This is a genomic window from Streptomonospora nanhaiensis, from assembly GCF_026642255.1.
Classification (GTDB): domain Bacteria; phylum Actinomycetota; class Actinomycetes; order Streptosporangiales; family Streptosporangiaceae; genus Nocardiopsis; species Nocardiopsis tropica.
This window is the reverse complement of record NZ_CP113264.1, coordinates 294,246-318,753: the sequence shown is the minus strand read 5'-3', so window position 1 is coordinate 318,753 and position 24,508 is coordinate 294,246. Positions and strand designations below refer to the sequence as shown.

At 72.8% G+C, this 24,508-nt stretch carries 22 protein-coding genes; 12 read left to right on the top strand and 10 right to left on the bottom strand.

Features of this window, described 5'->3' with window-relative positions:
• Positions 1–113 precede the first annotated feature (113 nt).
• From OUQ99_RS01500 to OUQ99_RS01475, 6 genes are all read left to right on the top strand, one after another.
• Positions 114–449: a hypothetical protein gene (locus OUQ99_RS01500; protein ID WP_267947612.1), complete on the top strand. Its 336-nt coding sequence runs from the start codon at positions 114–116 to the stop codon at positions 447–449.
• Positions 450–495: 46 nt separating this feature from the next.
• On the top strand, positions 496–789 hold the full coding sequence (locus OUQ99_RS01495; RefSeq protein WP_267947611.1) for a WXG100 family type VII secretion target: 294 nt from the start codon (positions 496–498) through the stop codon (positions 787–789).
• 14 nt (positions 790–803) lie between these two features.
• Positions 804–1,160: a hypothetical protein gene (locus tag OUQ99_RS01490; RefSeq protein ID WP_267947610.1), complete on the top strand. Its 357-nt coding sequence runs from the start codon at positions 804–806 to the stop codon at positions 1,158–1,160.
• A 96-nt stretch (positions 1,161–1,256) separates the two neighbouring features.
• On the top strand, positions 1,257–3,749 hold the full coding sequence (locus OUQ99_RS01485) for a protein kinase domain-containing protein (protein ID WP_267947609.1): 2,493 nt from the start codon (positions 1,257–1,259) through the stop codon (positions 3,747–3,749).
• 147 nt (positions 3,750–3,896) lie between these two features.
• On the top strand, positions 3,897–4,826 hold the full coding sequence (locus OUQ99_RS01480) for an AEC family transporter (RefSeq protein WP_267947608.1): 930 nt from the start codon (positions 3,897–3,899) through the stop codon (positions 4,824–4,826).
• A gap of 111 nt (positions 4,827–4,937) precedes the next feature.
• Complete coding sequence (locus tag OUQ99_RS01475) at positions 4,938–6,845, top strand: serine hydrolase domain-containing protein (RefSeq protein ID WP_267947607.1); 1,908 nt, start codon at positions 4,938–4,940, stop codon at positions 6,843–6,845.
• Positions 6,846–7,156: 311 nt separating this feature from the next.
• Here the strand turns inward: OUQ99_RS01475 and OUQ99_RS01470 are convergent, their stop codons facing one another.
• The 4 genes from OUQ99_RS01470 to OUQ99_RS01455 all read right to left on the bottom strand — a co-directional run bounded on the left by OUQ99_RS01470 (position 7,157) and on the right by OUQ99_RS01455 (position 12,061).
• On the bottom strand, positions 7,157–8,566 hold the full coding sequence (locus OUQ99_RS01470) for a dihydrolipoamide acetyltransferase family protein (protein ID WP_267947606.1): 1,410 nt from the start codon (positions 8,564–8,566) through the stop codon (positions 7,157–7,159).
• A 21-nt stretch (positions 8,567–8,587) separates the two neighbouring features.
• Positions 8,588–9,568 carry an alpha-ketoacid dehydrogenase subunit beta gene (locus tag OUQ99_RS01465; RefSeq protein ID WP_267947605.1) on the bottom strand — a complete coding sequence of 327 codons (981 nt, stop codon included), beginning with the start codon at positions 9,566–9,568 and terminating at the stop codon, positions 8,588–8,590.
• A 3-nt stretch (positions 9,569–9,571) separates the two neighbouring features.
• Positions 9,572–10,687 carry a pyruvate dehydrogenase (acetyl-transferring) E1 component subunit alpha gene (gene pdhA / locus OUQ99_RS01460; RefSeq protein WP_267947604.1) on the bottom strand — a complete coding sequence of 372 codons (1,116 nt, stop codon included), beginning with the start codon at positions 10,685–10,687 and terminating at the stop codon, positions 9,572–9,574.
• 750 nt (positions 10,688–11,437) lie between these two features.
• On the bottom strand, positions 11,438–12,061 hold the full coding sequence (locus OUQ99_RS01455; RefSeq protein ID WP_267947603.1) for a sigma-70 family RNA polymerase sigma factor: 624 nt from the start codon (positions 12,059–12,061) through the stop codon (positions 11,438–11,440).
• A gap of 291 nt (positions 12,062–12,352) precedes the next feature.
• On the opposite strand from OUQ99_RS01455, the gene purS reads away from it, so the two are divergent.
• The 5 genes from purS to purL all read left to right on the top strand — a co-directional run bounded on the left by purS (position 12,353) and on the right by purL (position 17,340).
• Complete coding sequence (gene purS / locus OUQ99_RS01450) at positions 12,353–12,598, top strand: phosphoribosylformylglycinamidine synthase subunit PurS (protein WP_267947602.1); 246 nt, start codon at positions 12,353–12,355, stop codon at positions 12,596–12,598.
• Between the two features lie 243 nt (positions 12,599–12,841).
• On the top strand, positions 12,842–13,321 hold the full coding sequence (locus tag OUQ99_RS01445) for an ATP-binding protein (RefSeq protein WP_267947601.1): 480 nt from the start codon (positions 12,842–12,844) through the stop codon (positions 13,319–13,321).
• A gap of 391 nt (positions 13,322–13,712) precedes the next feature.
• The gene (gene purQ / locus OUQ99_RS01440; RefSeq protein ID WP_267947600.1) at positions 13,713–14,408 is read left to right on the top strand and encodes a phosphoribosylformylglycinamidine synthase subunit PurQ; all 696 of its coding nucleotides are present in this window, start codon (positions 13,713–13,715) and stop codon (positions 14,406–14,408) included.
• Between the two features lie 31 nt (positions 14,409–14,439).
• Complete coding sequence (locus OUQ99_RS01435; protein ID WP_267947599.1) at positions 14,440–14,973, top strand: hypothetical protein; 534 nt, start codon at positions 14,440–14,442, stop codon at positions 14,971–14,973.
• A gap of 72 nt (positions 14,974–15,045) precedes the next feature.
• The gene (gene purL, locus OUQ99_RS01430) at positions 15,046–17,340 is read left to right on the top strand and encodes a phosphoribosylformylglycinamidine synthase subunit PurL (protein WP_267947598.1); all 2,295 of its coding nucleotides are present in this window, start codon (positions 15,046–15,048) and stop codon (positions 17,338–17,340) included.
• A gap of 52 nt (positions 17,341–17,392) precedes the next feature.
• Here purL and OUQ99_RS01425 read toward each other — a convergent pair whose 3' ends face one another.
• Positions 17,393–17,713, bottom strand: coding sequence for a helix-turn-helix domain-containing protein (locus OUQ99_RS01425; protein ID WP_267947597.1), 321 nt, complete (start codon positions 17,711–17,713; stop codon positions 17,393–17,395).
• Complete coding sequence (locus tag OUQ99_RS01420; RefSeq protein WP_267950213.1) at positions 17,710–17,946, bottom strand: type II toxin-antitoxin system RelE/ParE family toxin; 237 nt, start codon at positions 17,944–17,946, stop codon at positions 17,710–17,712. The genes OUQ99_RS01425 and OUQ99_RS01420 overlap by 4 nt, the downstream gene beginning before the upstream one ends.
• Positions 17,947–18,251: 305 nt before the next feature.
• Here OUQ99_RS01420 and OUQ99_RS01415 point away from each other — a divergent pair, with 305 nt between their 5' ends.
• Positions 18,252–18,491, top strand: coding sequence for a hypothetical protein (locus tag OUQ99_RS01415; protein ID WP_267947596.1), 240 nt, complete (start codon positions 18,252–18,254; stop codon positions 18,489–18,491).
• A 127-nt stretch (positions 18,492–18,618) separates the two neighbouring features.
• Here OUQ99_RS01415 and OUQ99_RS01410 read toward each other — a convergent pair whose 3' ends face one another.
• The 4 genes from OUQ99_RS01410 to OUQ99_RS01395 form a co-directional block, all read right to left on the bottom strand.
• Entirely contained in the window at positions 18,619–19,560 is a 942-nt protein-coding gene (locus OUQ99_RS01410) for a glycine betaine ABC transporter substrate-binding protein (protein WP_267950212.1), read from the bottom strand.
• 124 nt (positions 19,561–19,684) lie between these two features.
• The gene (locus OUQ99_RS01405) at positions 19,685–21,649 is read right to left on the bottom strand and encodes an ABC transporter permease (RefSeq protein WP_267947595.1); all 1,965 of its coding nucleotides are present in this window, start codon (positions 21,647–21,649) and stop codon (positions 19,685–19,687) included.
• Between the two features lies 1 nt (position 21,650).
• A complete protein-coding gene (locus OUQ99_RS01400) occupies positions 21,651–22,865 on the bottom strand; it encodes a quaternary amine ABC transporter ATP-binding protein (RefSeq protein WP_267947594.1) in 1,215 nt (404 codons plus the stop codon).
• Positions 22,862–24,433, bottom strand: a complete 1,572-nt coding sequence (locus OUQ99_RS01395; RefSeq protein ID WP_267947593.1) for a GMC family oxidoreductase — start codon at positions 24,431–24,433, stop codon at positions 22,862–22,864. Before OUQ99_RS01395 ends, OUQ99_RS01400 begins: the two co-directional genes overlap by 4 nt.
• Between the last annotated feature and the right edge of the window lie 75 nt (positions 24,434–24,508).

The window sequence follows — 24,508 nt, the reverse complement described above, 5'->3', positions numbered from 1 at the left end:
GGTGGGATCCTTACTATCGTCCGTATCCTCCCCTTCCTCCTGTGGCCACACGCATCCCCGTGCGAACAGGGGCCGGAGGGCGAGCCCCCACCCGACTTTCCGGAAAGGTCCAGATGTCGCACGTCGGTCTTGAAAACGTCAACAGCCTCTCCACCGGCGGTGAGCAGCTCGGGCAGGAGTCCGACGGCCTCCGCACCCAGATGAACCAGCTCATCCAGGACATGGTCAACGACGCCGACTCCCTCCAGGGCCAGGCGCTCACCGACTTCCGCATGGCCCGCGAACAGCTGACCGAGCGCTTCGACGAGCTCATGACCTGGTGCAGCCAGAACGGCATCAAGCTCAACGAGGGCCAGCAGGAGTTCAACGTCACCGACACGGACTCCAGCGCCGAGTACTCGCAGGCCGGGAACGACCTCGGCGGCCTCAGCCGCCCGGTCAACGTCTGAGCCCCCGCACCTCTCCCCGCTCCTCCCTCCAGAAAGGCTTTCCCCCATGGGTTCCCAGTTCGACGTGTACGGCGACGTCGCCGGCCTCCAGGGCCTGGCCGAGGACCAGCAGGCCCACCTGGGCCGCTTCTCCGCGATCATGAGCCAGATCAACGAGCAGTCGGAGTCGACGGTCAGCCAGTGGGAGGGCTCCGGCAGCGCCCAGTTCCAGGCCAAGGCGTCGGAGTTCGACACCCAGTTCTCCGAGGTCAACTCGGCCTTCGCGAAGGTGATCGCGGCCACCAGCAACACCGCGGACAACTACGGTCGGCTGACCAAGTACCTCGACGGTCTGTTCTAGTAGGCTGAGCGGCGATGTCCTCCCCGACCCCGACGTCCCCGCCTGCCTCCTCCGATCCGGACCCGCAGCTCCCCGAGGCGTTCCACTACACGCCCAACGAGGAGAAGTACGTCCTCCAGGCGGACGCCCTGCGGCACCGGCAGCTGCGGTCGGCGCTGCTGTACGGGTCGAGCCGCTACTGGCGCCGCAGGCAGCAGGTGTGGCCCGCGGTGATCGGCGGGCTGATCCTGGTCGCGCTGATCTGCGGGGTCATCGCCCTCATCGGGGCCTTCGGCCGGCAGCAGGAGGTCAACGAGGAACGCGGGTGGGGCAACACCACCCGTCAGCAGATGATCCAGAGCCCCCTCACCGACGTGTCCCCGTTCCCGTAGCACCCGTGACACCGGTGCCTCCGGGGCCCACTCCCCCACCGCCCGAGAGGCGGCGGGGATCCTCCACCACGAACGCCACAAGGGGGTCGCTCTCCCGTGTCCGGCTCCGAGCACGCCCCCTGGGCGCCCGGGTACGACACGTCCGCACTGCTCCACCAGGGGCGGCGCGCCCGGATCATCCGGGCGACGCGCTCCACCAGCGGTGCCGACGTCGTCCTCAAGGTCCTCCCCGAGGCCCTGGGCCGCGCCGAGCTGAACCAGCTCCGCGACCTCGCCGGGGTGCCCGGCGTGGTGCCGCTGCTGGACGCGGGGACCACCGCCGACGGTGACGTGTTCGTGGTCCTGCCGTTCTACGCGGACGGCTCCTTCGGCGACATGCTCGTCCGCAGGGGGCCCGCGCCGGTGCAGGAGGCCGCGGCCGTCGCCCGTGGCGCGGCGGCGGCGCTGGGGTCGATGCACGGGCGGGGCCTGCTGCACAACGACGTCTGCCCGGGGAACGTCCTCCGGGCGGGACGGACGCCGGTCCTGACCGGTTTCGGCTCGGTCCGGAGGTCCGGTGAGGCCCTGCCCCCGCCCGCCCCCGGCACGGAGGCCTTCCTGCACGCGGCGCCGGAAGTGCTGCGCGGCGAGGCCCGCACGCCCGCGACCGACGTCTACCAGCTGGCCTCCACCGTCTGGACGATGCTCGCCGGGCACGCGCCGTTCTCGCCGACGGACGGCGGCCCGTTCGACGCCCGGACGTACGCGGAGCGGGTCCTCTCGGAGGAGCCGAGCCCGGTCCCCCGGCCGGACGTCTCCCGCAAGCTGCGCGGTGTGCTCACCCGGGCCCTGGCCAAGCTCCCCGAGGAGCGCTTCCCGAACGCGTCGGCGTTCGCCGCGGCGTTCGAGCAGGCGCGCACGGCCCGGTCCGCCGCGCCGTCGGCCGGTTCCACCGGCGGCCAGGCCCCCTTCTCGGGTACGCGGGAACCGGTGGGCGGGGCACCCGCTCCGGCGACCGGACCCCAGGCGCCCCTGTCGGGACCGCAGTCCCCGGCCGCGCAGTGGTTCCCCAGCGGTCCCCAGGCCTCGCACGCTCCGGTGGCCCCGTGGGCCACGGGGCCGAACACCCCTCCGCACGCCCCCGCCGACCCGTACACCGGTCCGCAGGGTTCCCACGGCGCGCGGCAGGCGCCCCCCGTCTCCCCCGGGGCGGACCCGGCCCCGCCCACGGGAGCCGAGGCGCCGCCGTCCGGCCCCCCGGCTCCCACCACGGGACCGCGTGCCCCCCTCTCCGCGCCCGGCGGAGCGCAGAACCCCTATTCCGTGCCCTCGGGGCCGTGGACGCCCCCGGCGGCGCCGTCCGGCCCGCAGGTCCCCCACGGTGCGCCCTCCGGACCCCAGGCCACTCCCGGGGCCCCGTGGCCCTCCGGCGAACCGTCGGCCCACCGCGCACCCTCCGGACCCCACGCCCCACCGAACGCCGCGCCCACCGGTCCCCGGGCGCCGCAGGCCGACCCCGGGCGGCCCCCGTACCCCGCGTACGCGCCGTCCGGCCCGCAGGACCCCCACGGTGCGCCCTCCGGGCCCCAGGCCACTCCCGGGGCCCCCTGGTCCCCCGGCGACCCGCCGACCCACCACGCGCCCTCCGGACCCCAGGACCCACCGGCCGCCCAGCACGGACCGGCGGCGCTCCCCGTCGCCCCCTCGCCTGCCGCGGGCCGGCCCGGCACGCCTCCGGGCGGCGCCCACCCCCCGGCCGGTCCCCAAACCCCGCGGGAACGGCGGGCGCCGCTGCGCCGCCCCACCGGCCTGGAGGGCAGCAGGCTTCCGGCCCTCGACGCCGGCGGCACGGCCGAGATCATGATGGCCAAGATGCGCGGCGAGGAGATCTCCCCGCTGCGCGCCTGGTCCCGGCTGGAGGGGTGGACCGGCACCGCCGAGTCCTCCTTCCTCCCCGTGGACCGGACCCCGGACGAGAAGGACGACGTCCCCGTGTGGTCCCCCGCGCAGGACGGGGACCGGGGCCAGGCGCGCTGGCGCCGCCACCTCCACATCGGCGTCACCGTCTGCGGCATCCTGCTCGCCACCAGCGTCTCCGGCGTGTTCGCCGCGACCGGCCCCGAGGAGCCCGTGGTGACGGCCGCGGCCGAGGAGCCCGAGCCGGAGGCCCCGGCCGGGGACCCCGCAGCGGACGAGGTCGTCGCGCCCGAGGCCCCGCCGGAGGTCTCCGCGCCGTCACAGGTGCTGTTGTCCGACAACTACGGCTCCGTCGAGCTGGCCTGGACGGACAACAGCGGGGGCACCGCCTCGTTCTTCGTGTTGGGCGGCCCGCAGGACCACCCCCGGGCCACCCTGGCCAGGACCGGCCCCGGCGTGGTGTCCGCCCAGGTCGTCACGGCCGTCACCGCCGTCGAGTACTGCTTCACCGTGGTCGCCGTGGACGGCGCGTCCGCCCCCTCCGACGAGGTGTGCACGACCCGCGCCGCGGACCGGGCGGAGGCCGAACGCCTGGAGGAGGAAGAGGAGGAGCGGCAGCGCGAGGAGGAGGAGCGGGAGGCGGAGGAGGAGGCCGAACCGTCGCCCTCGCCCAGCCCCGGGGCCGCCGACTGACCCCTCCGTCCCGGCCGGGGCGGCGGGTCCGGCGGCGCCGTGCCGCCCTGTCCGACCGTCCGCCTGTGACGGGGGGCATACCGGGCGAGAACGTCCTCGGATAGCGTTTGCTGACTTCAGCCGCGCGTCTACTCTGGGAGCCGTCCCTTGTCCGGGGTCATCATCGGGTTCGGCGTCATCGCCAGCATCGTCGTCATCGGCTACATGTTGGGACGTCTGCCCATCCTGGGTCCTGGGGCCAAGGAGGTCCTCAGCAAGCTGGCCTTCTTCGTGGCCGGCCCCGCGCTGATGTTCACCATCCTGGCCGACACCGACCTCTCCCTCCTCGCCTCCGGTCCGGTCCTGGTCAGCGCGCTCAGCGTCGCCCTGGTCTCCGTCCTCTTCATCGCCGTGGGCGCGGTGCGGCGCTGGGGCGTCGGTCTGACCACCGTCGGCACCCTGTCCGCCGTCTACGTGAACGCGGGGAACCTGGGCATCCCCATCGCCGCGTACGTCCTCGACGACGCCTCGCTGGTCGCGCCCATCCTGCTCATGCAGCTCCTCTTCCTGGCCCCGGTGGCGCTCACCGTCATGGACCTGAGCCGGGGCGAGGTCCGCGGGTTCGGCCCGGTGCTCCGCCGCGCGCTGGGCACCCCCTTCCGGAACCCGGTGGTGATCGCCTCCCTCGCGGGCGTGCTGCTGTCCCTGTCCGGCTGGGAGCCGCCCGCGCCCCTGCTGGAGCCCTTCGAGCTCCTCGGCGGCATGGCGGTCCCGGCGATGCTGCTGGCGTTCGGCATCTCCCTGCACGGCGGGGGCGTGCCGGGCCGGGGACCCGACAGGGCGAAGGTCCTGTTCGGGGTCGTCCTGAAGTCGGTGGTCCTGCCCCTGACCGCGTGGGCCCTGGGCGCCCTGGCGTTCGGGCTGACCGGGCCGTCGCTCTTCGCCGTGGTGGTGCTGGCGTCCCTGCCCACCGCCCAGAACGTGTTCACGTACTCGGTCCAGTACGGGGTCGGCGAGAACATGGTGCGCGAAGTGGTGCTGCTGTCCACCTTCCTCACCGTCCCCGTCCTGGTCACGGTCGCGTTCCTGCTCGGTTGAGCCTCCTCGGTGGTGCTGGCTGTAGTACGGGGACGCCCGGACGCACCAGTGTTTCCGGGAGCCCGGAAACCTAGGTTCGAGGGGTAGGAAGACCACCTCCCGGGAGCACACATGCAACGAGTCCCCCGCGCCCTCCCCCTTCTGGCCGCGCCCCTGATGATCGCCGCCGCGCTCCTGCCCGGCGCGGCCCCCGCCGCCGCCGCGGTCGGAGCCGTCCCCGCGGCCGAGCCCGTCCCGCTGACCGCCGAGAGCGCCCGGGAGTTCGTCGACACCCGTGTCGCCGAACTCCTGGAGGAGCACGGCGCCCCCGGGGTGGCCGTCACCGTCGTCGGCGGCGGGGAGCAGCTGGCCTCCGCCTCCCACGGCTACTCCGACCTGGCCGAGCGGACCCCGCTCGACCACACCGCCCAGGTCTTCCCCCTCGCCTCGGTCTCCAAGTCCCTGACGGCCGCGGCGGTCCTCACCCTGGTGGACAGCGGGGAGATCGACCTCCACGAGGACGTCAACGCCTACCTGCCCGAGGACGCCCGGCTCGCCACCGACGGCATCACCATGCACCACCTGCTCACCCACACCGCCGGCTTCGCCGAGCTGGTCGACATCCCGTTCGCGAGCGACACCGCCGCGCACCTCACCCTGGACGGGGTCGCCCGCACCAGGGAGCCTGAACAGCTCAACGAGCCCGGCCGGTTCCCCGCGTACTCCAACCACGGGTCGGGGCTGGCCGGGTTCATCGCCCAGGAGGTGAGCGGGATCCCCTTCGACGAGTTCGTGGAGCAGACCGTCTTCGGACCTCTCGGCATGGCGGACAGCGGGTTCGTCCAGGTCCACGAGGCCCGGGGGACCCTCGACCTGCCCGCGTTCCACCTGGCGGACGGCTCGGTCCCCGAGGACCTGCACGTGTCCGCTTCCCCCGCCGGCGCCGCCCTCGCCACGACCGACGACATGGCCCGGTTCATGCTGGCCCTGCTCGGCGGGGGTGAGCTCGACGGCGAACAGGTCCTGCCGGAGAGCGTCCCCGCACTGATGACGGACCGGCAGTTCGAGGTCCACCCCGAGCTGGCATCGATCGGCTACGGCACGTACCAGTGGCGCGGCGGGGACTCCCCCGTCCTCGGCCACGGCGGGGACCTGGTGGGCATGCACACCGGTTACACGCTGGTCCCCGCCATCGGCGCGGGCCTGTTCGTCGCCGTCAACGGCGACGACACCTCGCCGGAGACACAGGCCAACCCGCTGCTGGACCTGCGCATGGCCGTGGCCGCCGCGTTCTCCGAGACGTTCGCCCCGCAGGCCCCTCCGTCCGGCGAGGCCGACCCGGGGGCCGACCTCGGCCCGTACACCGGCAGCTACATCACCAGTCGGCGCGCCGGGAGCGGGCCCGCCCAGCTCACCGTCCTCCTCGACAACATGGTCGTGCGGGACGGCGGGGACGGGACGCTCTCGGTCGGCGGCGGGATGGCCCTCGACGACCGCTGGCTCCCCGCGGGGGAGGGCCGCTTCGTCGCGGAGAACGGCGAGGACGAGCTGGTCTTCCTGGAGGAGGACGGCGAGGTCGTCGCCCTCGCCACCGGCTCCAACCCCACGCAGGTCTACGAGCGGACCTCGTTCCTGGCCAGCCCCCTCACGCACGGCGTCGCCGCGGCGGCCTCCCTGCTGGTCCTGTTCACCGCGTTCGTCCAGTTCCGCCGGGCCCGCGACCGGTTCACCGTCGTCGCCCGGGTGCTGGGGGCGCTGACCGCCCTGGCCTGCTACGCCGGCGTCGGGATCCTCGCGTACGGGCTGTTCGTCGCCCCCCACAAGGTGGAGGAGTGGGTCTTCGGGGGGTCCCTCATGCTGACCGCGCCCCTGGCCGCCGCCGTCCCGCTGGCCCTGGCCACCGCCGCCGTGGCCGCGACCGCATGGGCGCGGGGACGGCTGAGCGCGGCCGGGCGGGTCCACCTCTCCCTGGTCGCGGTGGCCGCCGCCGTGTTCGTCGCGGTGGGCGCCCAGTACGGCTTCGTGTGGGGGCTGTCCTGACCCGTCCGGGGTCTCGGGGCCCCGGGGCCGGGTTCCGGACAACGGAATCCCGCGTGTCGGCGGGGCTCCCGGGGGAATACTGACGGTGCGGGCCCGCCCCCTCCCCCTTGGGGGGCGGGCCCTCCTCGCGGGAAGGGGCCGGTGCGCTCGCGCACCGGCCCCTCACCCCTGCTGTGTGCCCGCGGTCCCTCCCGTCCGTGGCCGGGCGCCCGGCCACGGCTCCCCGGACCCCGGAGGAGCGGCCCTGCCCGCCCGGTCCCGCGGGCGCCCGAGCCGGCCGGGGCCGGGTCGGGCGCCGACCGGGACGGGGCCTACCCCCAGGCCAGAGCGGTCAGCTCGGGGTCCTCCAGCGCGGTGCCGATGTCGCGCAGCACCTTGGAGCCCAGCTCGCCGTCGACCAGGCGGTGGTCGAAGGACAGCGACAGCGTCGTCACCTTGCGGACCTTGAGCTCACCCTTGTGCACCCACGGCATGTCCCGGATCTGGCCGAAGGCGAGGATCGCGGCCTCGCCCGGGTTGAGGATCGGGGTGCCCGCGTCCACGCCGAACACGCCGACGTTGGTGATGGTGATGGTGCCGCCGGACATGTCGGCCGGACTGGTCTTGCCCGCCCGCGCCGTGTCCGTCAGCCGTTTGAGCCCCGCCGCCAACTCGGACAGCGTCATGGCGTCGGCGTCCTTGACGTTGGGCACCACCAGTCCGCGCTCGGTGGCGGCCGCGATCCCCAGGTTGACGTAGTCCTTGACCACGATCTCCTGGTTGTCGCCGTCCCACGTGGCGTTGATCTCCGGGTGGCGGCGGACCGCCATGAGGAGCGCCTTGGCGACCAGCAGCAGCGGCGACACGCGCACGTCGGCGAAGTCGGGCCGCGCCCGCAGGCGCGCGACCGCCTTCATCGTCTTCGTGACGTCCACCTGGAGGAACTCGGTGACGTGCGGCGCCGTGAACGCGCTGCCGACCATCGCCGCGGCCGTGTGCTTGCGCACCCCCTTGACGGGGATGCGCCGCTCGCGGGCCGACCGGTCCGCGGGGGCCGCCGGCGCGGACTCCGGCTGCGGCTCGGCCTGTACCGGGGCCCGGACGGCCTCGGCCGCGGCGCGGACGTCGTCACGGGTGACGATCCCGCCGTCGCCGGTGGGCGCGACCGACCCGAGGTCCACTCCGAGGTCCTTGGCGAGCTTGCGCACCGGGGGCTTGGCCAGCGGACGGCCCGCGGGGCCGGACGCCGGAGCCGGGGCCGCGGGTACCGCGACCACGGCGGGGGCGGGCGCCGGAGGCGCCGCCGACGGCGGGACGGGCGGTGACGACGGTGCGGACGGGGCCGGGCGGCGGCGGGCGCGGCGTTGCGTGGAGGCCGCCTTCTCGCCGTAGCCGACCAGCGGCTTCTCCCGCACCTCCGTGTCCCCGCCGTCCTCCGCACCGGGGTCGGCGCCGGACGCGGAGCCGCCGGTGCCGTCGTCCACGGTGATGATCACCGCGCCGACGTCCACCGTCTGGCCCTCCTCGGCCAGCAGCTCCCGGACCGTGCCCGCGAACGGGCTCGGCAGCTCGACGACCGCCTTGGCCGTCTCGATCTCGCAGATCATCTGGTTGACCTTGATCTCGTCACCCGGCTTGACGTACCAGCTGAGGAGTTCGGCCTCGATCAGGCCCTCGCCGACGTCGGGCAGCCTGAACGACTGCACGCCGTCGACGGCGGGCGCACTCTTCTGAATCGCCATGTGCTTCGGTTTCCCCGATCCCTAGTACGCGAACGCCCGGTCGACCCCGTCCAGAACCCGGTCGAGGTCCGGGAGGTAGTACTCCTCCAGACGCGACTGCGGGTAGGGGGTGTCGAAGGCGGCGACGCGGATGACCGGCGATTCCAGGTGGTAGAAGCACTCCTCGGTGACGCGGGCCGCGATCTCCGCGCCGGGGCCGCCGGTGAGGACCGCCTCGTGGGCGACGACCAGGCGCCCGGTCCGGCGCACCGACTCGACCACGGTCGGGTAGTCCACCGGGGAGAGGGAGCGCAGGTCGACGACCTCGATGGAGTGCTCGGTGTCGGCCTCGGCCGCCTGGAGCGCGGTCTTGACCATCGGGCCGTAGGCGAGCAGGGTCACGTCGGTGCCGGGCCGGGCCACGCGCGCGGCGCCCATGGGGGTGGCCTCGGCGATGGACGCCCCGGTGTCGACCTCGGACTTCTCGTAGTAGCGCCGCTTGGGCTCCAGGAAGATGACCGGGTCGTCGGAGCGGACGGCCTGCTGGATCATCCAGTAGGCGTCCTCGGGGTTGGCCACCGTGACCACGCGCAGGCCGGAGGTGTGCGTGAAGTACGCCTCCGGGGACTCGCTGTGGTGCTCGACGGCGCCGATGCCGCCGCCGTAGGGGATCCGCATGACCACGGGCATGCTGAGCTTGCCCGCCGAGCGCCTGCGCATCTTGGCCAGCTGGGTGAAGGTCTGGTTCGCCGCCGGGAAGAAGAACCCGTCGAACTGGATCTCGACCACGGGGCGGTAGCCGCGCATGGCCATGCCGATCGCGGTGCCGACGATGCCGGACTCGGCGAGCGGGGTGTCGATGACCCGGTCGGCGCCGAAGTCCTTGTACAGGCCGTCGGTGACCCTGAAGACGCCGCCGAGCCTGCCGACGTCCTCGCCCATGACGAGGACCTTGGGGTCGTGCTCCATGGACGCGCGCAGGCCCGCGTTGATGGCCTTGCCGATCGTGAGGCTGGTTCCCATGGCCTAGCGGCCCCCTTCCGCGCCGGCGCTCTCGAAGGAGGCCAGGTAGTCGGCGAACTCGGACCGCTGCCGGTCGATGTGGACGTTGGGCTCGGCGTACACCTCGTGGAAGATGTCGAGCGGTTCCGGGTCGGGAAGCGCACGGCACTCGGTGCGCACCTGCTCGCCGATGGTCTCGGCCTCGGCGTCGACGGAGGCGAAGAACTCCTCGTCCGCGAGGCCGTTGAGCTCGAGGTGGCGGCGGACGCGCAGGATCGGGTCCTTGGCCTTCCACTCGTCGAGTTCGGCGGAGGCCCGGTACCGGCTGGGGTCGTCGTTGGTGGTGTGCGCGCCCATCCGGTAGGTGAACGCCTCGACCAGGGTGGGGCCGTTGCCCTCGCGGGCGTTGTCCAGGGCCGCGCGTGTGACGGCGAGGACCGCGAGGACGTCGTTGCCGTCCACGCGTACGCCCGGGAAGCCGAACCCGGCGGCGCGTCGGTAGATCGGCACGCGGGACTGGCGCTCCAGGGGCTCGGAGATCGCCCACTGGTTGTTCTGGCAGAAGAACACGACCGGGGCGTTGTTCACGGAGGCGAAGTTGAACGCCTCGTTGGTGTCGCCCTGGCTGGTGGCCCCGTCGCCGAAGTAGGAGATGACGGCGGTGCCGTCCTCGCCGAGGGCGCCGTCGCGCTGGACGCCCATGGCGTAGCCGGTGGCGTGCAGCGCCTGGCTGCCGATGACGATCGTGTACAGGTGGAAGCCGTGCTCGTGGGGGTCCCAGCCGCCGTTGGTGACGCCGCGGAACATACCGAGCAGTTCCTTGGGCTCGATGCCGCGGCACCAGGCGACGCCGTGCTCGCGGTAGGAGGGGAACGCCATGTCGTGTTCGCGCAGCGCCCGGCCGGAGCCGATCTGCGCGGCCTCCTGGCCGAGCAGTGAGGCCCACAGGCCCAGTTCTCCCTGGCGCTGGAGGGAGACGGCCTCGCTGTCGACCCTGCGTACGAGGACGAGGTCTCGGTAGAGCGCGCGGATCTCCTCCGCGCCGATGTCCAGGGGGTAGTCGGGGTGCCCCGTGAGCTCCCCTTCCGGTGTCAGGAGCTGGATGAGCTCCGGTTCCTCGTGCGCGGTGGTGTCCGACACGTCGCTCCTCGGGTTCTCGGGGCCGGGTTCGCGTGGGTGAACGCTGATCGGCCGTTTCACGGTCCGCCTCACCCGGGGGTGGTGGGTGAGGGCGGACAGCCCTCCCCATATCGTGACAGACCTCACTATGGAGAGCGCAAGCCCTCGGCGTCACCTTTTACGCTGTGGCCCCCATGATCCACGACGGCCGGCCGACCCGATTACCAGGGCTTCCTAGCATGTACAAGGTCTTCCAACAACTTTGTGGACGCTTGTCGGAGCCGAGCGCACGACGCCCGGACGGTCCCTCGGCCGGGGCCCGTCCGGGCGTGTCGGAAGAGGCGGTACGGACCGGCCGGGACGTGCCGGGCGCGAGCGGCGCCGGGGGCCCGCCGACGGGCGGCCGGCGCGGGCGTCGCCCCCGGTACGCGGGCCGCAGGCGCGTCGGGAGCGGACCGCCGGAGCGCGAGAAGGCGCGCGGGCGGGACGGGCGCGCGGGTCCGCAGGAGCGGTGGTCCAGGGGTCGCCCCGGGAGCCGGGGCCGGTCGGGGCCCGGCTCGCCGGCCGACGGGGAGGACTCGTCGGCGGTCGGGCGGCGGGTCGGCCCGCCGGGCGATGACGGCGCTCCCGGCAGGCGTGTGCGCCGACGGGGCTCGGACCGGGCGGCTCACGGCCGGGACCGGCCACGGGGGACGGGTACGGGGGACCGAAAAGGCCTCGGGGCGGGTTTCCGGCCCGCCCTCGACCGGGCTCGCCGGTGTCGCGCGCGGCCTAGTCGGCGGCCTGCGCCGGAACGCGCATGCCGCGGTCGCGGGCGTAGTCGGAGAGCATCTCGCGGAGCTGGCGGCGGGCCCGGTGCAGACGCGACATCACCGTCCCCAGCGGGGTCCCCATGCGCGCGGCCACCTCCTTGTAGGCGTAGCCCTCGATGTCGACGAGGTAGATGACCTCCTGGAACTCCTCCGGCAGACGGGCGAGCGCCTGCTTGATGGCGGAGTCCGGCAGGTGGTCCAGGACCTCGTTCTCGGCGGACCGCATGCCCGAGGACGTGTGCGCCTCGGCGGCGGCCAGCTGCCAGTCCTTGATCTCGTCGGTCGTGTCCTGGCGCGGTTCGCGCTGCTTCTTGCGGTAGCTGTTGATAAAGGTGTTGGTCAAGATCCGGTACAGCCAGGCACGCAGATTCGTACCCGCACGGAACTGGTGGAAATTGGCGAACGCCTTGGCGAAGGTCTCCTGTACGAGATCCTCGGCGTCCGCCGGGTTGCGGGTCATCCGCAGGGCCGTGGGATAGAGCTGGTCGGCGAACGGTGTGACCTCGGTGGCGAAGTCCAGCGTCTGGTCCTCGCTCCCGGGTCCACCGGTCGTGGAGGCCTGGTCCATTTCGATAGTCGTCAAGATTCCCCCTCCGTGACGACCGGACGATCACTTCCACACTGTTAGACGCCACCACGTGCTCTCAATGATGACATCAATGCACGTGATACGAGTCACGAACGTACCGAAAACGTCCCCGGCACTGTTAAGCGTGCGGTAAAAGCCCGGCGTGCCGCCTGGTCAGAACCTGGTCCCGAGCCATACCCGTTCCCGCGTGCCGTACGCTTGCGTCGCCCCCTCCGGCCGGTCCGGGGAGTGTGGCCCGCCAGCCGCAGGCACATGCGGCACAACCGTTTCCTTGTGGAGGACCCTGTGGCCCGCGTCGTTGTGGACGTCATGCTCAAGCCCGAGATCCTGGACCCCCAGGGCCAGGCCATCGCCGGGGCCTGCCCCCGTCTCGGCTTCGAGGGGATCGGCCAGGTCCGCCAGGGCAAGCGCTTCGAGGTGGAGGTCGAGGGCGAGGTGGACGACGCCAGGCTCGCGGACGTCCGCCGCCTGGCCGAGACCCTCCTCGCGAACACCGTCATCGAGGACTTCGAGGTCCGCGTCGAGGCCTGAGCCCCCGGTCGGCCTCCCGTGAGATCCGGCACACCGGACACCGGTGTCACGCCGGCGACCGGCCCGGACCTCGGAAAACGGGTGGCACCGAGCAGGCCCCGAGTGCCCCGGGTGTCGGAAGTGTCCAGAAACCACCAGTCGCGTCCCCAGGGGGCGCGGCTGTTCGTTTTACTCCGGCCGCCCTCGGGAAGGTTCTTTACCGTGCCGGGCTGCATACGACAACGGAGTACGAGAGGTTTACGGATGGACACCGTTTTCTCGATCTCCCTGCCAAGGCAGGCGTACACGGTCTCCGTGGTACGCGACGTCCTCGGCACCTTGCTCCACAGGGCCGGTCTCTGCCGGAGCTGCGCCGACGACGTCCTGCTGGCCGTCTCCGAGGCCAGCGCCAACGCCATCGACCACGGCGGCCCCGCCCGCGACTACGTGGTCGAGGCGGAGCTGGGGGGACGCTGGTGCGAACTGCGGATATCCCATACCGGTAGGGCGCCGGACCCCGAGGCCGTCGCCGAGCGGTTCACCACGGACAGCATGCCCCTCCCGGGTCTGGACTCAGAATCCGGAAGGGGCATCCTACTGATGCGGTTCCTGATGGACGAGGTCGCCTTCGAGGGGGAGCCCCGCACGACGGTCCTGCTGCGCAAGCGGGTCGCCCTGTGCGACGAGGCGTCGGAGGCGTCGGCCGCGGGCCGCGTCCCGGAGGCGAGATTCGCCCTGCTCTGAACCAGCCGAACCCCGCGCACCGTCCGCGCGGGGTCCGGTGCGTCCGGAGCCGCCTCCCCGATCCGCGACATGTGTCGCACACCACGCGGAGGCCCCGTCCCCCGCGCCCCGCGTCGCGGCCGGGACCGGACGCCCCTGACCGTCCCCGCGCGGGGCCCGGTTCCTGTGGGGTCGCACACGCGGACCCCCGTCCCCGGGGCCCCCACTGGGAGGATCACACAGGAGCGGGCCGCCCGGAGGGGGTGACCGTCGTACCCGAGCACAGGTGAGCGGGTACGCTGCGGAGTGCGGAAGTCCCCGCCCCCGGTTGGCGGGGCCAGGCACCGGCATCTCCTCGCCGAACGCTCCCCGTGCACGCGGGGGGCGGATCCCAACCTCTCGGAGTGTGCTCATGACAGCCCGTGTGGGCGTCGTCACCTTCCCCGGCTCCCTCGACGACAAGGACGCCGCGCGCGCCGTCGCGCTGGCGGGCGCCGAACCCGTGTCGCTCTGGCACGCGGACGCCGACCTCAAGGGCGTGGACGCGGTCGTCCTGCCCGGCGGCTTCTCCTACGGCGACTACCTGCGCTGCGGCGCCATCGCCCGGTTCGCGCCGCTGATGTCCGAACTGGTCCCGGCCGCCCGCTCGGGCGCGCTGCCGGTCCTGGGCATCTGCAACGGCTTCCAGATCCTCTGCGAGAGCCACCTCCTCCCCGGCGCCCTCACCCGCAACGCCTCGCTGCGGTTCGTCAACCGCGACCAGGTGCTCCGGGTCGAGAACGCCGGCACCGCGTGGACCGGCGACTACACCGAGGGCCGCGAGATCCTGGTCGTCCTGAAGAGCGGCGAGGGGAGCTACGTCGCCGACGAGGCCACCCTGGACGAGCTGGAGGCCACCGGCCGCGTCGTGGTCCGCTACGTCGGCGGCAACCCGAACGGGTCCCGCCGGGACATCGCCGGGATCACCAACGAGCACGGGAACGTCGTCGGCCTGATGCCGCACCCCGAGCACGCCGTCGAGGCCCTCACCGGCCCCTCCACCGAGGGACTCGGCTTCTTCACCTCGATCCTCAGCCACATGGCCGCCGGTTCGCCGGTGAACGCCTGACCCGCACACCGAACAGGGGACGGTCCTCGCGATGATGGCGCTGCTGCGCTCCCGAAACACGATGTTCGTCCTCGCCGCCGTGGTCATCGTCGGCCTGGTGGTCTCGGCGGGGCTCGGCCTCTTCAACGCGATCGGCTCGGCCCCCACCGCTCCCGCCGCCCCTCCGCAGGGGCAGGGACAGGAGGGGCAGGGCGGCCAGGGCACCGGCCCCGCCCCCGACGCCCCGCCGGACGTGGACGTGCTCGGACAGGCCCCGGCGGGCCTGTCCTACGTCTCCGACCCCGAGGCCGACGTGTACTGCGAGCAGAACGAGTGCGTCCGCCTCGTGATGGTCCTGACCGAGGGCGGCGAACTGCCCGAGGACTCCCGCGAGTCCGTCGAGACGGTCCTCGCCCACCTCGCCGAACACGGGTGGGAGGAGCAGAGCCCGCAGGGGGCGCCCGAGGGCCGGGCTTTCCTCACCGACGGTGACCACCTGCTGGCCGACACCTCCTCCCACGACACGGCCGACGCCTCCGCGATGCTCATGCTCGGCAACGCCGAACAGGCTCCGGCCACCCCCTGAACACGACCTTCCGCGCCGGTCGGCGGACGCCGCGGCCCGGGCCACATCCGCACATCCCGAACGGAACCACGCATGTCTGAAGTACCTGGTCTCGACACCGTCGCCGTGGCGCACGAGAACCCGGACACCCCGCAGCCGTACGCCGAGCTGGGCATGGCCAAGGACGAGTACGAGCGGGTCAGGGAGATCCTGGGGCGCAGGCCGACCTCCGCCGAGCTGGCCATCTACTCGGTCATGTGGAGCGAGCACTGCTCGTACAAGTCGTCCAAGGTGCACCTGCGCCAGTTCGGCGAGAAGGCCCCCGAGAACGACGCCCTCCTCGTCGGCATGGGCGAGAACGCGGGCGTGGTGGACGTCGGCGACGGCCGCGCGGTCACGTTCAAGATCGAGTCGCACAACCACCCGTCGTACGTGGAGCCCCACCAGGGCGCGGCCACCGGCGTGGGCGGCATCGTCCGCGACATCCTCACCATGGGCGCCCGCCCCGTCGCGGTGATGGACGCGCTGCGGTTCGGTCCCGCCGACGCCGACGACACCAAGCGGGTCCTGCCCGGCGTGGTCTCCGGCATCTCCTTCTACGGCAACTGCCTGGGCCTGCCCAACATCGGCGGGGAGATCGGCTTCGGGGCGGGCTACATCGGCAACCCGCTGGTCAACGCCCTGTGCGTGGGCGTGATGAAGCACGAGGACATCAAGCTGGCGCAGGCGCCGGGCCCGGGCAACAAGGTCGTGCTGTTCGGCTCCACGACCGGTCCCGACGGGATCGGCGGCGCCTCGGTGCTGGCCAGCGCCACGTTCGACGACGAGTCCCACGCCAAGCGGCCCAGCGTCCAGGTCGGCGACCCGTTCATGGAGAAGCTCCTCATCGAGTGCAGCCTGGAGCTGTTCGAGAAGGACATGGTCGTCGGCATCCAGGACCTGGGCGCGGCCGGCGTCTCCTGCGCCACCACCGAGCTCGCCGCGGGCGGCACCGGCGGCATGAACATCCAGTTGGACCGCGTGCCGCTGCGCGACCACCGGCTCACTCCCGAGGAGATCCTCATGAGTGAGTCGCAGGAGCGCATGATGGCGATCGTCGAGCCCTCCAAGATGGAGGAGTTCCTGGCGGTCTGCGACAAGTGGCAGATCCTGGCGACCGAGATCGGCGAGGTCACCGACGTCACGGCCGAGGAGGCCGCGCGCGGCGGCCGCCTCGTGATGACCTGGCACGGCGAGACCGTGGTGGACATGCCGCCCCGGACCGCCTCCGACGAGGGCCCCGTCTACGAGCGCCCGTACGCGCGCCCCGCCTCGCAGGACGCGCTCCAGGCCGACGACGCCGCCGGCCTGGCCCGGCCCGGCACCGACGCCGAGCTGCGCGATCAGCTGCTGCGCGTCCTGGGCGCCCCCGGCGTGGGCGACCCGACATGGGTCACCCAGCAGTACGACAGCTACGTGCGCGGCGACACGGTGGTCTCCACGCCCCACGACGCCGGGATGATCCGCATCGCCGACGACTCGCACCGGGGCGTGGCCCTGTCCACCGACGGCAACGGCCGCTTCACCCGCCTCGACCCGTACGCGGGCACGCAGCTGGCGTACGCGGAGGCGTACCGCAACGTCGCGGCGACGGGTGCCCGTCCGCTGGCCGTGACCAACTGCCTCAACTTCGGCTCGCCGGAGGACCCCGGGGTGATGTGGCAGTTCGCCGAGTCCACCCGGGGCCTGGCCGACGCCTGCCTCCAGCTGGGCACCCCGGTCACCGGCGGCAACGTGAGCTTCTACAACCAGACGGGCGACGTGGCGATCAACCCGACGCCGGTCATCGGCGTGCTCGGCGTGATCGACGACGTGCGCTCCCGGCTGCGGACCGCCTTCGGCTCCGAGGGCGCCAGGGTGTTCCTGCTGGGCGAGACCAGGCCCGAGTTCGGCGGCTCCGCGTGGGCCGACACGATCCACTCCCACCTGGGCGGGCTGCCGCCCCGGGTGGACCTGGCCGCCGAGGCCGCGCTGGGCGAGGTGCTGGCCGCCGCCGCCGAGCGCGGGCTGGCCGACGCCGCGCACGACCTGTCGGACGGCGGCCTCGGGGTCGCCCTCGCCGAGTCGGCGATGCGCGGTGGCCGCGGCGTGCGGGTGACCGTGGACGGCGACGTCTTCACGGCCCTGTTCAGCGAGTCCGGCGCCCGCGCGGTCGTCGCGGTCCGGCCGGGCGAGGAGGAGGCGTTCGTGGCGCTCGCCGGCTCGCACGGCGTCCCGGTCGAGCAGATCGGCGTGGTGGGCGGCGACTCCCTGTCGGTCACCCACCCGGGCGGCGCCGTGGAGGTCCCGCTGGCCGAGCTCCGCGAGGCCTACGAGGCGGCGCTGCCCGCCCTGATGAGCGGCGTGTAGCCACGGTTCCGCGGAGGCGGGGGCGCCTGTCGGGCGCCCCCGCCTCCGCGCCTCAGCCGACCTTCATCTGCTCGTCCCCGAAGTCCGCGATGATGAGCAGCGTCCCGCCGAGCGCGGTCACGTAGCGGTCTAGTACGTCACGGGTGGAGAGGTCCCCGGATTCGATCTGCGACACTCTCGCAACGGACACCCCCATCCTCTGGGCCACCTGCGACTGACTCAGCTCCCGGTGCTTGCGCATCTCGACCAGGCGCCAGGCCCTCGCCCGATCGCGAAGGCGTGTGACCTCCTCCTCGAACTGCTCCTGCCCCCCCGAGGACTCCACGGCCTTCTCCAGATGGCCGCTGTCCCGCCAACGCCGGTATCCGCTCATCGCCCCACCTCTTCCCGCCGCTCCGTCAAGTAGGACTCGTAGAGACACTCCGCCCGAGGTATCGCCTCTCGGTACCAGGTCTTCCATCGCCCCGATTCGTCCCCCGCGACCAGCAGGATCGCGGAGCGCCACGGATCGAAGGCGAACAGGATCCGGACCTCTGTTCCCGAGGAGGAGCCGGGCCGAAGCTCCTTCAGATTGGCGACAACCGACCCCGCCACCGTGTCGACCAGAGGTCTTCCTTAAGCAGGACCACTCTGTTCCAACACGAGAATGGCCTGGTTGACCAACCTGTGGGTCTTCTGATCCGTGGTGTGGAGAACATCCAGGAACTCCTCCACTTCCCCGGTCATGAGAATCTCCCACGAACCCAACGACACTCACCGACCTTCAGATTACCGGCTCTTAAGGAAATCCTAAAGAGATCTGCTCGTGCGTATACGGGCTTCTCGAAAGTCGGCGGCGCGTCCGGAGGGGCCGGGGCGGGTGAGGGGCCGGGCGGTCCTGGGGTAGGACTGGTGGAGGGAGGTGGTGCGGTATGCGACGAGGCAGGTTGAGGGGACCGCTCGGCAGTCCCGAGCGCCCCGCGAGCGCACTGGGGTTCCGACTGGTCCTGGCCGTGTTCGGCGCCCTGGTGATGCTGGTCGGCCTGGTCCTGGCCCTGGCCTGGGACGCCGACGCGTGGCTGGTCGTCCTGCTGGTCGCGGGGTTCGTCGGCACCTGCGTGAACGTGTACTGGGTGGACCGGCGCCTGAGGTACGAGCGGCCGCGCTCCTGACGGTCGGCCCGGGGCGCGCGGCGCCGCCGTGCGGGGCTGCGGGCCGGGAACCGTCCCGGTGACGGCGGACCGCCGGGGCGGGGCCTCCCCCGTCCCGGCGGCGGACCGTGCGGCCGGCAGCCCGCGGTCAGCGGTCCGCGCGGCCCTCCGGGAGCCAGGGCTCCCACACGTCGCGGTTCCCGTCCACCCAGATCTCGGCGGCCTCGGTGGGGTCGAGCCCCTCCTCGGCGATCATCCGGGCGACCTCGTTCTGCTGCTCGTTGGTCCACGTCCAGTTGTCGAGGAACTGGTACGAGGGCTCGTCCGCCTCCACGAACCCGGTCCGGAAGATCTTGTTCATGTCGTAGACCGGGTAGTCGCAGGGCACCCACTCCAGGTCCTCGTCGCACCCGGGCTCCCACGCGGGGAAGTCGACGCGGACCAGTTCCAGCTCCTCCTGGAGCCACTGCGGGTCGTAGAAGTAGAAGAGCACGGGCTCCTCCTCGGCGTAGCGCCGCCGGACCTCGGTGATCTGCGAGGCCTCCGACCCCGCGAAGACGATCTCCAGGTCCAGGTCGAAGGCGTTGACCATCCCCTGGTCCTGGGTGACGAAGCCGGGGGCCCCGCCCAGGAACTCCCCCCGGTCCCCGGTCTCGGCGGTCCGGAAGAGGTCCGTGTGCTCCTTCAGCCCGTCGACGGCGGCGATCTCCGGGTACTCGTCCACCACGTAGCCGGGGACGTACCAGCCGATGCCGCCGACGTTGCCGTTGGGGCCGCCGTCGACCACGGTGCCGTTGCCCTCGGGCCCGTAGAGGTCCATGAGGTCCTCGTGGCCCCAGTTCTCGACGATCACGTCCAGCACGCCCTGGTCCAGGGCCTGCCACGACGGCTGCTCGTCCGTCCGGACCAGCTGGACGTCGTAGCCCATCTCCTCCCGGAGGATGTACGCCAGCACCTCGGCGCTGGCCTCGTAGCCCACCCAGCCGTTGAGGGCCATGCGGACGACGCCCGGGTCCCGGGCGATCTGGTCGGTGCGCACCGCGCACGCACTCACCGCGGCCAGGGCCAGGCCGACCGCGATCCCCCTCACCAGGAGGGAGGCGCGGCGGGGCGCGGGCGCGCCCGGCCCCCGCCGCGCGGACCGGGGCGCGGTGCGGGCCCCCGTCCCGAACAGCGCGCGGACACGGTCGGGGAACGGGCCCCGGGGGTCCTGTCTAGGCACGGGGTGCCCTCCTTCCCTGCGTCAGGCGGTCCAGGAACAAGCCCAGGCAGACGATCGCCAGCCCGGACGCCAGGCCGAGGCCGAGCTGGTTCTGCGCCAGGCCGAACACCACGTCGAAGCCGAGCGAGCCGGCCCCGACGAGGGCGCCCATGACCACCATGGACAGCACCAGGATGATCCCCTGGTTGACGGCGAGCAGCATCGAGCCGCGCGCCATGGGCAGCTCCACCTTCGTGAGGAGCTGCCACTTGGTGGACCCCTGGGAGCGGGCCGCCTCCAGGGTCGGGGCGGGTACGCCCCGGATGCCGTCGTCGACCAGCCGGATCACCGGCGGCAGGGCGAAGACGACCGCCGCCACCAGGGCCGGGACGCGGCCGATCGAGAACAGCGCCACCGCCGGGATCAGGTAGACGAACGGCGGCAGGGTCTGCATGGCGTCGAGGACCGGCTTGAGGATCGCGGCGAGCACGTCGTTGCGGGACATCAGCACGCCGATCACCACGCCGAGCGCGATGGTCAGGGCGGACGCCACCAGCACCTGCGAGAGCGTGTCCATGGCGTTGTCCCACACGCCCAGCAGGCCCGCCCCCACGAACGCCAGCCCGGACACGGCGCCCGCCCCGAAGCCGGAGAAGATCCACGCCAGGGCCGCCGCGGCGAGCGTCACCAGCCACCAGGGCGACCCCGTCAGGAGCGAGCCCAGCGGCCCCAGGACCCAGTCGAGGGTCCATGCGCCCAGCGCGGCCGTGGTCGGACCGATCGCCGCCTGGACGGCCTCGTAGACGGCGTTGACCGGGGCCGCGAGGTCGACCGCGACCTCGCGCGGCCACCCGCGCACGCCCATGAGCCGCGCGACGGCGACCACGGCGACCGTCAGCACGAGCCCGCCGCCGAGGAGCGGCAGCCGGAGCCGCTCGGGGACGTCCGGGGTGCGCGCGCCGTGGCCGACCGCGCCCGTCACACGGTCCAGGGCGATGGCGAGCATGACGATCGCCAGGCCCGCCTGGAACGCCTGGCCGACGTTCACCTTGGAGAGCGCCTGGTAGATCGCGTCGCCCAGCCCGCCGGCGCCGATGACCGACGCGATGACGACCATGGACACGGCGAGCATGATGGTCTGGTTGACGCCGAGCAGGATGGTGCGCCTGGCCAGGGGCAGCTGCACCTTGGTGAGGACCTGCCACGGCGTGGACCCCAGCGACGTGGCCGCCTCGACCGCACCCCCGGGCACCTCGCGGATCGCCAGCGCCGTGATCCGGACCACGGGCGGGAACGCGTACACGGCGGTCACCACGGCCGCGGCCGGGTTGCCGATGCCGAACAGCAGCACGAACGGCAGCAGGTACGCGAACGCGGGCATGATCTGCATGAAGTCCAGCACCGGGCGCACGCCCCGGTGGAACCGGTCGCTGCGGCCCGCGAGGACGCCGAGCGGGATGCCGAACAGCAGGGCGATGAACACCGACGCGATGATCAGCGCCAGGGTGGTCATCGACTCGTTCCACAGCCCGGTCAGCGCGAACACCCCGAAGGCGGCGAGCACCAGGAGCGCCACGCGCCACCCGGCGACCCGCCAGGCGGTGAGCACCCCGAGGACGGTCACGCCCGGCCAGGTGAGGAAGCCGAGGAACTGGTCGATCAGCACGACGGCCGACCCCAGTCCCACGGACACGTAGTTGAAGAAGTACAGGAACAGCGGGCTGTCGTTGCGGTTGACGACGATCCACCCGTACACGCCGTCGAGCCACGCCATGAAGGCGTCCCCGACGGCGGTCGGGAAGGGGCCCGCCCACGCGGGGCCGCCCAGCGCGCGGGTCGCCCAGTACCCGGCCACGAGGACGGCGACGACCGCGGCGGCCTGCACCCACGTGTTCCGCAGGAGGGAGGGGCCTCCTCCCCCGGCGCCGCCCGGGGCGGCCTTCCCGGAGCCGGCGGCGGGTCGGGTCACAGCGGCCATGTCACCCACCGCTCCCGGCCGTGGCGGACCCGCCGGGCCCACCGTCGTCGCCGAGGTCCGCGACGTGGCTCGCCGACGCCGGGTCGGTGGCCCCGTCGGACAGCTCCTCCGACGTCTCCCCCTCGATGGCGGCGGCCGCCGCGGCGTTCTCCAGCTGGTCCTCCGCGATGGCGCGCAGCACGTCGTCCCGGCCCACGTAGCCCAGGAGGGTGCCGCCCTCCACGACCCGGACCGGCGCGGTGCTCGCGGCGAGCATCGGCAGGACCTCCGCCAGGACCGTGCCGGGTTCGGTGGTCGGTCCGTCCGTGCGCTCCCCCGGGAAGGGCTCGCGCACCAGCCACCGGGCGGTCAGCACGGTGGTGCGGGCGACGTCGGAGGTGAAGTCGGCGACGTAGGCGTCGGCGGGGCGCCCCACCACCTCCTCCGGGGTGCCGACCTGGACGAGCTCGCCGTCGCGCATGATGGCGATGCGGTCGCCCAGCTTGAGCGCCTCCTGGAGGTCGTGGGTGATGAACACGGAGGTCTTGTGCAGCTCCCGCTGGAGCCGCACGACCTCGTTCTGCATGTCCCGGCGGATCAGCGGGTCCAGCGCGCTGAAGGGCTCGTCGAACAGCAGGACCTGCGGGTCGACGGCGAGCGCGCGGGCCAGGCCGACCCGCTGCTGCATACCGCCGGAGAGTTCGCCGGGCCGGGAGTTCTCGTAGCCTCCCAGGCCGACCATGTCGATCATCTCGCGGGCCCGCGCGTAGCGGTCGGGGCGCGGCATGCCCCGCACCTCCAGGCCGTAGGCCACGTTGTCGATGATCCTGCGGTTGGGCAGCAGCCCGAAGTGCTGGAAGACCATCGCCATCCTGTGGCGGCGCAGCTCGCGCAGCCTCTGCGGCCCCGCCTCCCCGATGTCCTCGCCGTCGAGGAGCACCTGCCCGGAGGTGGGCTCGATCAGCCGGGTCAGGCACCGGATCAGCGTGGACTTGCCGGAGCCGGACAGGCCCATGACCACGAAGGTCTCCCCGGTCCGCACGTCGAAGGAGACGTCGCGCACCGCCACGGTGCAGCCGGTCTCGTCCTTGATGCGGTCGCGGTCCGCGTGCTCCAGGTCCGTGCCGATGACGCTGTCGGCGTTCCTGCCGAAGATCTTCCACAGGTGGCGCACCGAGAAGGTGGTGTCGGAGGCGCCCTCCTGCGGGACGGCCTCCCCCTCCGCGCGCGTGCTCATCGGCTCTCCCCGTCCACGGCCCGCCCGTCCTGCCGGATCAGGTCGGCGGCCCGCTCCCCGAGCGCCAGGACCATGACCATGGGGTTGGGGGTGGGGAGGGTCGGGAACACCGAGGCGTCGGCGACGCGCAGTCCGCGCAGCCCCCGGACGCGCAGGCGCGGGTCGACCACGGCGGTGTCGTCGGAGGCCGCTCCCATGCGGCACGTTCCCGCGGGGTGGTAGACGGTGTGGGCCGCGCGGCGGCCGTACTCGGACAGCTCCTCGTCGGTCGTGACCGCGGGGCCGGGGGCGACCTCGCGTCTGATCCAGGAGCGGAACGGCTCTGCGGCGGCCACCTCGCGGGCGATCCTCAGGCCGTCCACGACGGTCTTCTCGTCGTACCCCTCGGGGTCGGTGAAGTACCGGAAGTCCAGGGCGGGCGGGACCGAGGGGTCGGCGCTGGTGAGGGAGAGCTTGCCGCGCGAGCGGGAGCGGGGGATGTTCGGCGTCATGCACACCGCCCAGCCGTCGGGCGGCGACTCGTAGCCCAGCCGCTTCGTGTTGTCGTCGAAGGGGATCTGGTAGATGTGGAACATCAGGTCCGGACGCGGGTCGCTGTCGTCGCGCCGCACGAACAGGGCCGCGTCCGAGTGCATCACCGTGTTCTGCGGGACCGGCCGGTCGGTCTCCCACATGATGATCGACTCGGGGTGGTCGAGGAGGTTCTCGCCCACGCCCGGCAGGTCGTGGACGGGTTCGACCCCCACGGCGCGCAGCTCCTCGGCGTTGCCGATCCCGGAGAGCATGAGCAGGCGGGGGGTGTCGACCGCCCCGGCGCACAGGACGACCTCGCGGCGGGCGTTCACGGTGAGGCGCGTGCCGTCCGCGGCGGTGGCGCGGACCCCGGTGGCGCGGTCGCCGTCGAGGAGCAGCCGGTCGACCCAGGTCTCCAGCATGACGGTGAGGTTCTCCCGCACGTCCATGATCGGGTGCAGGTAGGCCACCGACGCCGACGAGCGGTGGCCGGTGTAGGGGTCGTAGGCGATGGACAGGAACCCCGCGCCCTCGGCGAAGCCGCCGCCGTGGGAGGTGAGCGCGTTGAAGTCCTCGACGACCGGGACGTCCGCGGCCTCGGCGGCCGAGGCGACCCAGTCCCGGACCATGGCGTTGCGGTCCTTCTCGGCGATCGGGACGATGTTGCACCTGATGCGGTCGGCGTAGGACTGCACGGTGGCGTTGTCCCAGCCCTCGGCGCCCGCCGCGACCCAGTCGTCCAGGTCCTCGGCGAAGGGCCGGAAGCTGATGAGCGTGTTGTGCGAGGAGCACCCGCCGAGCACGCGGGCCCGGGAGTGCAGGATGTCGGAGTTGCCGCGCGGCTGCTCGACGGTCGTGTACCGCATGTCGAGGTCGCCGCCGAGGACGCTCAGCCAGTCGCGGAGCCGGAGCACGTGCTCCAGGTCGCGGTCGTCGGGGCCGCCCTCGATGAGGCACACGGTGGTGCCGGGATCCTCGGTGAGGCGGTTGGCGATCACCGAGCCCGCTGTGCCTCCGCCGACGATCACGTAGTCGTAGGTGGTCTCTGTGGCCACGGTCCGATTCCTCTCGTTGTCTCTGGCCCGGGGGATGCCGGGGAAACCGACCTGCGCGGGTTCTGCTGTCGTGCG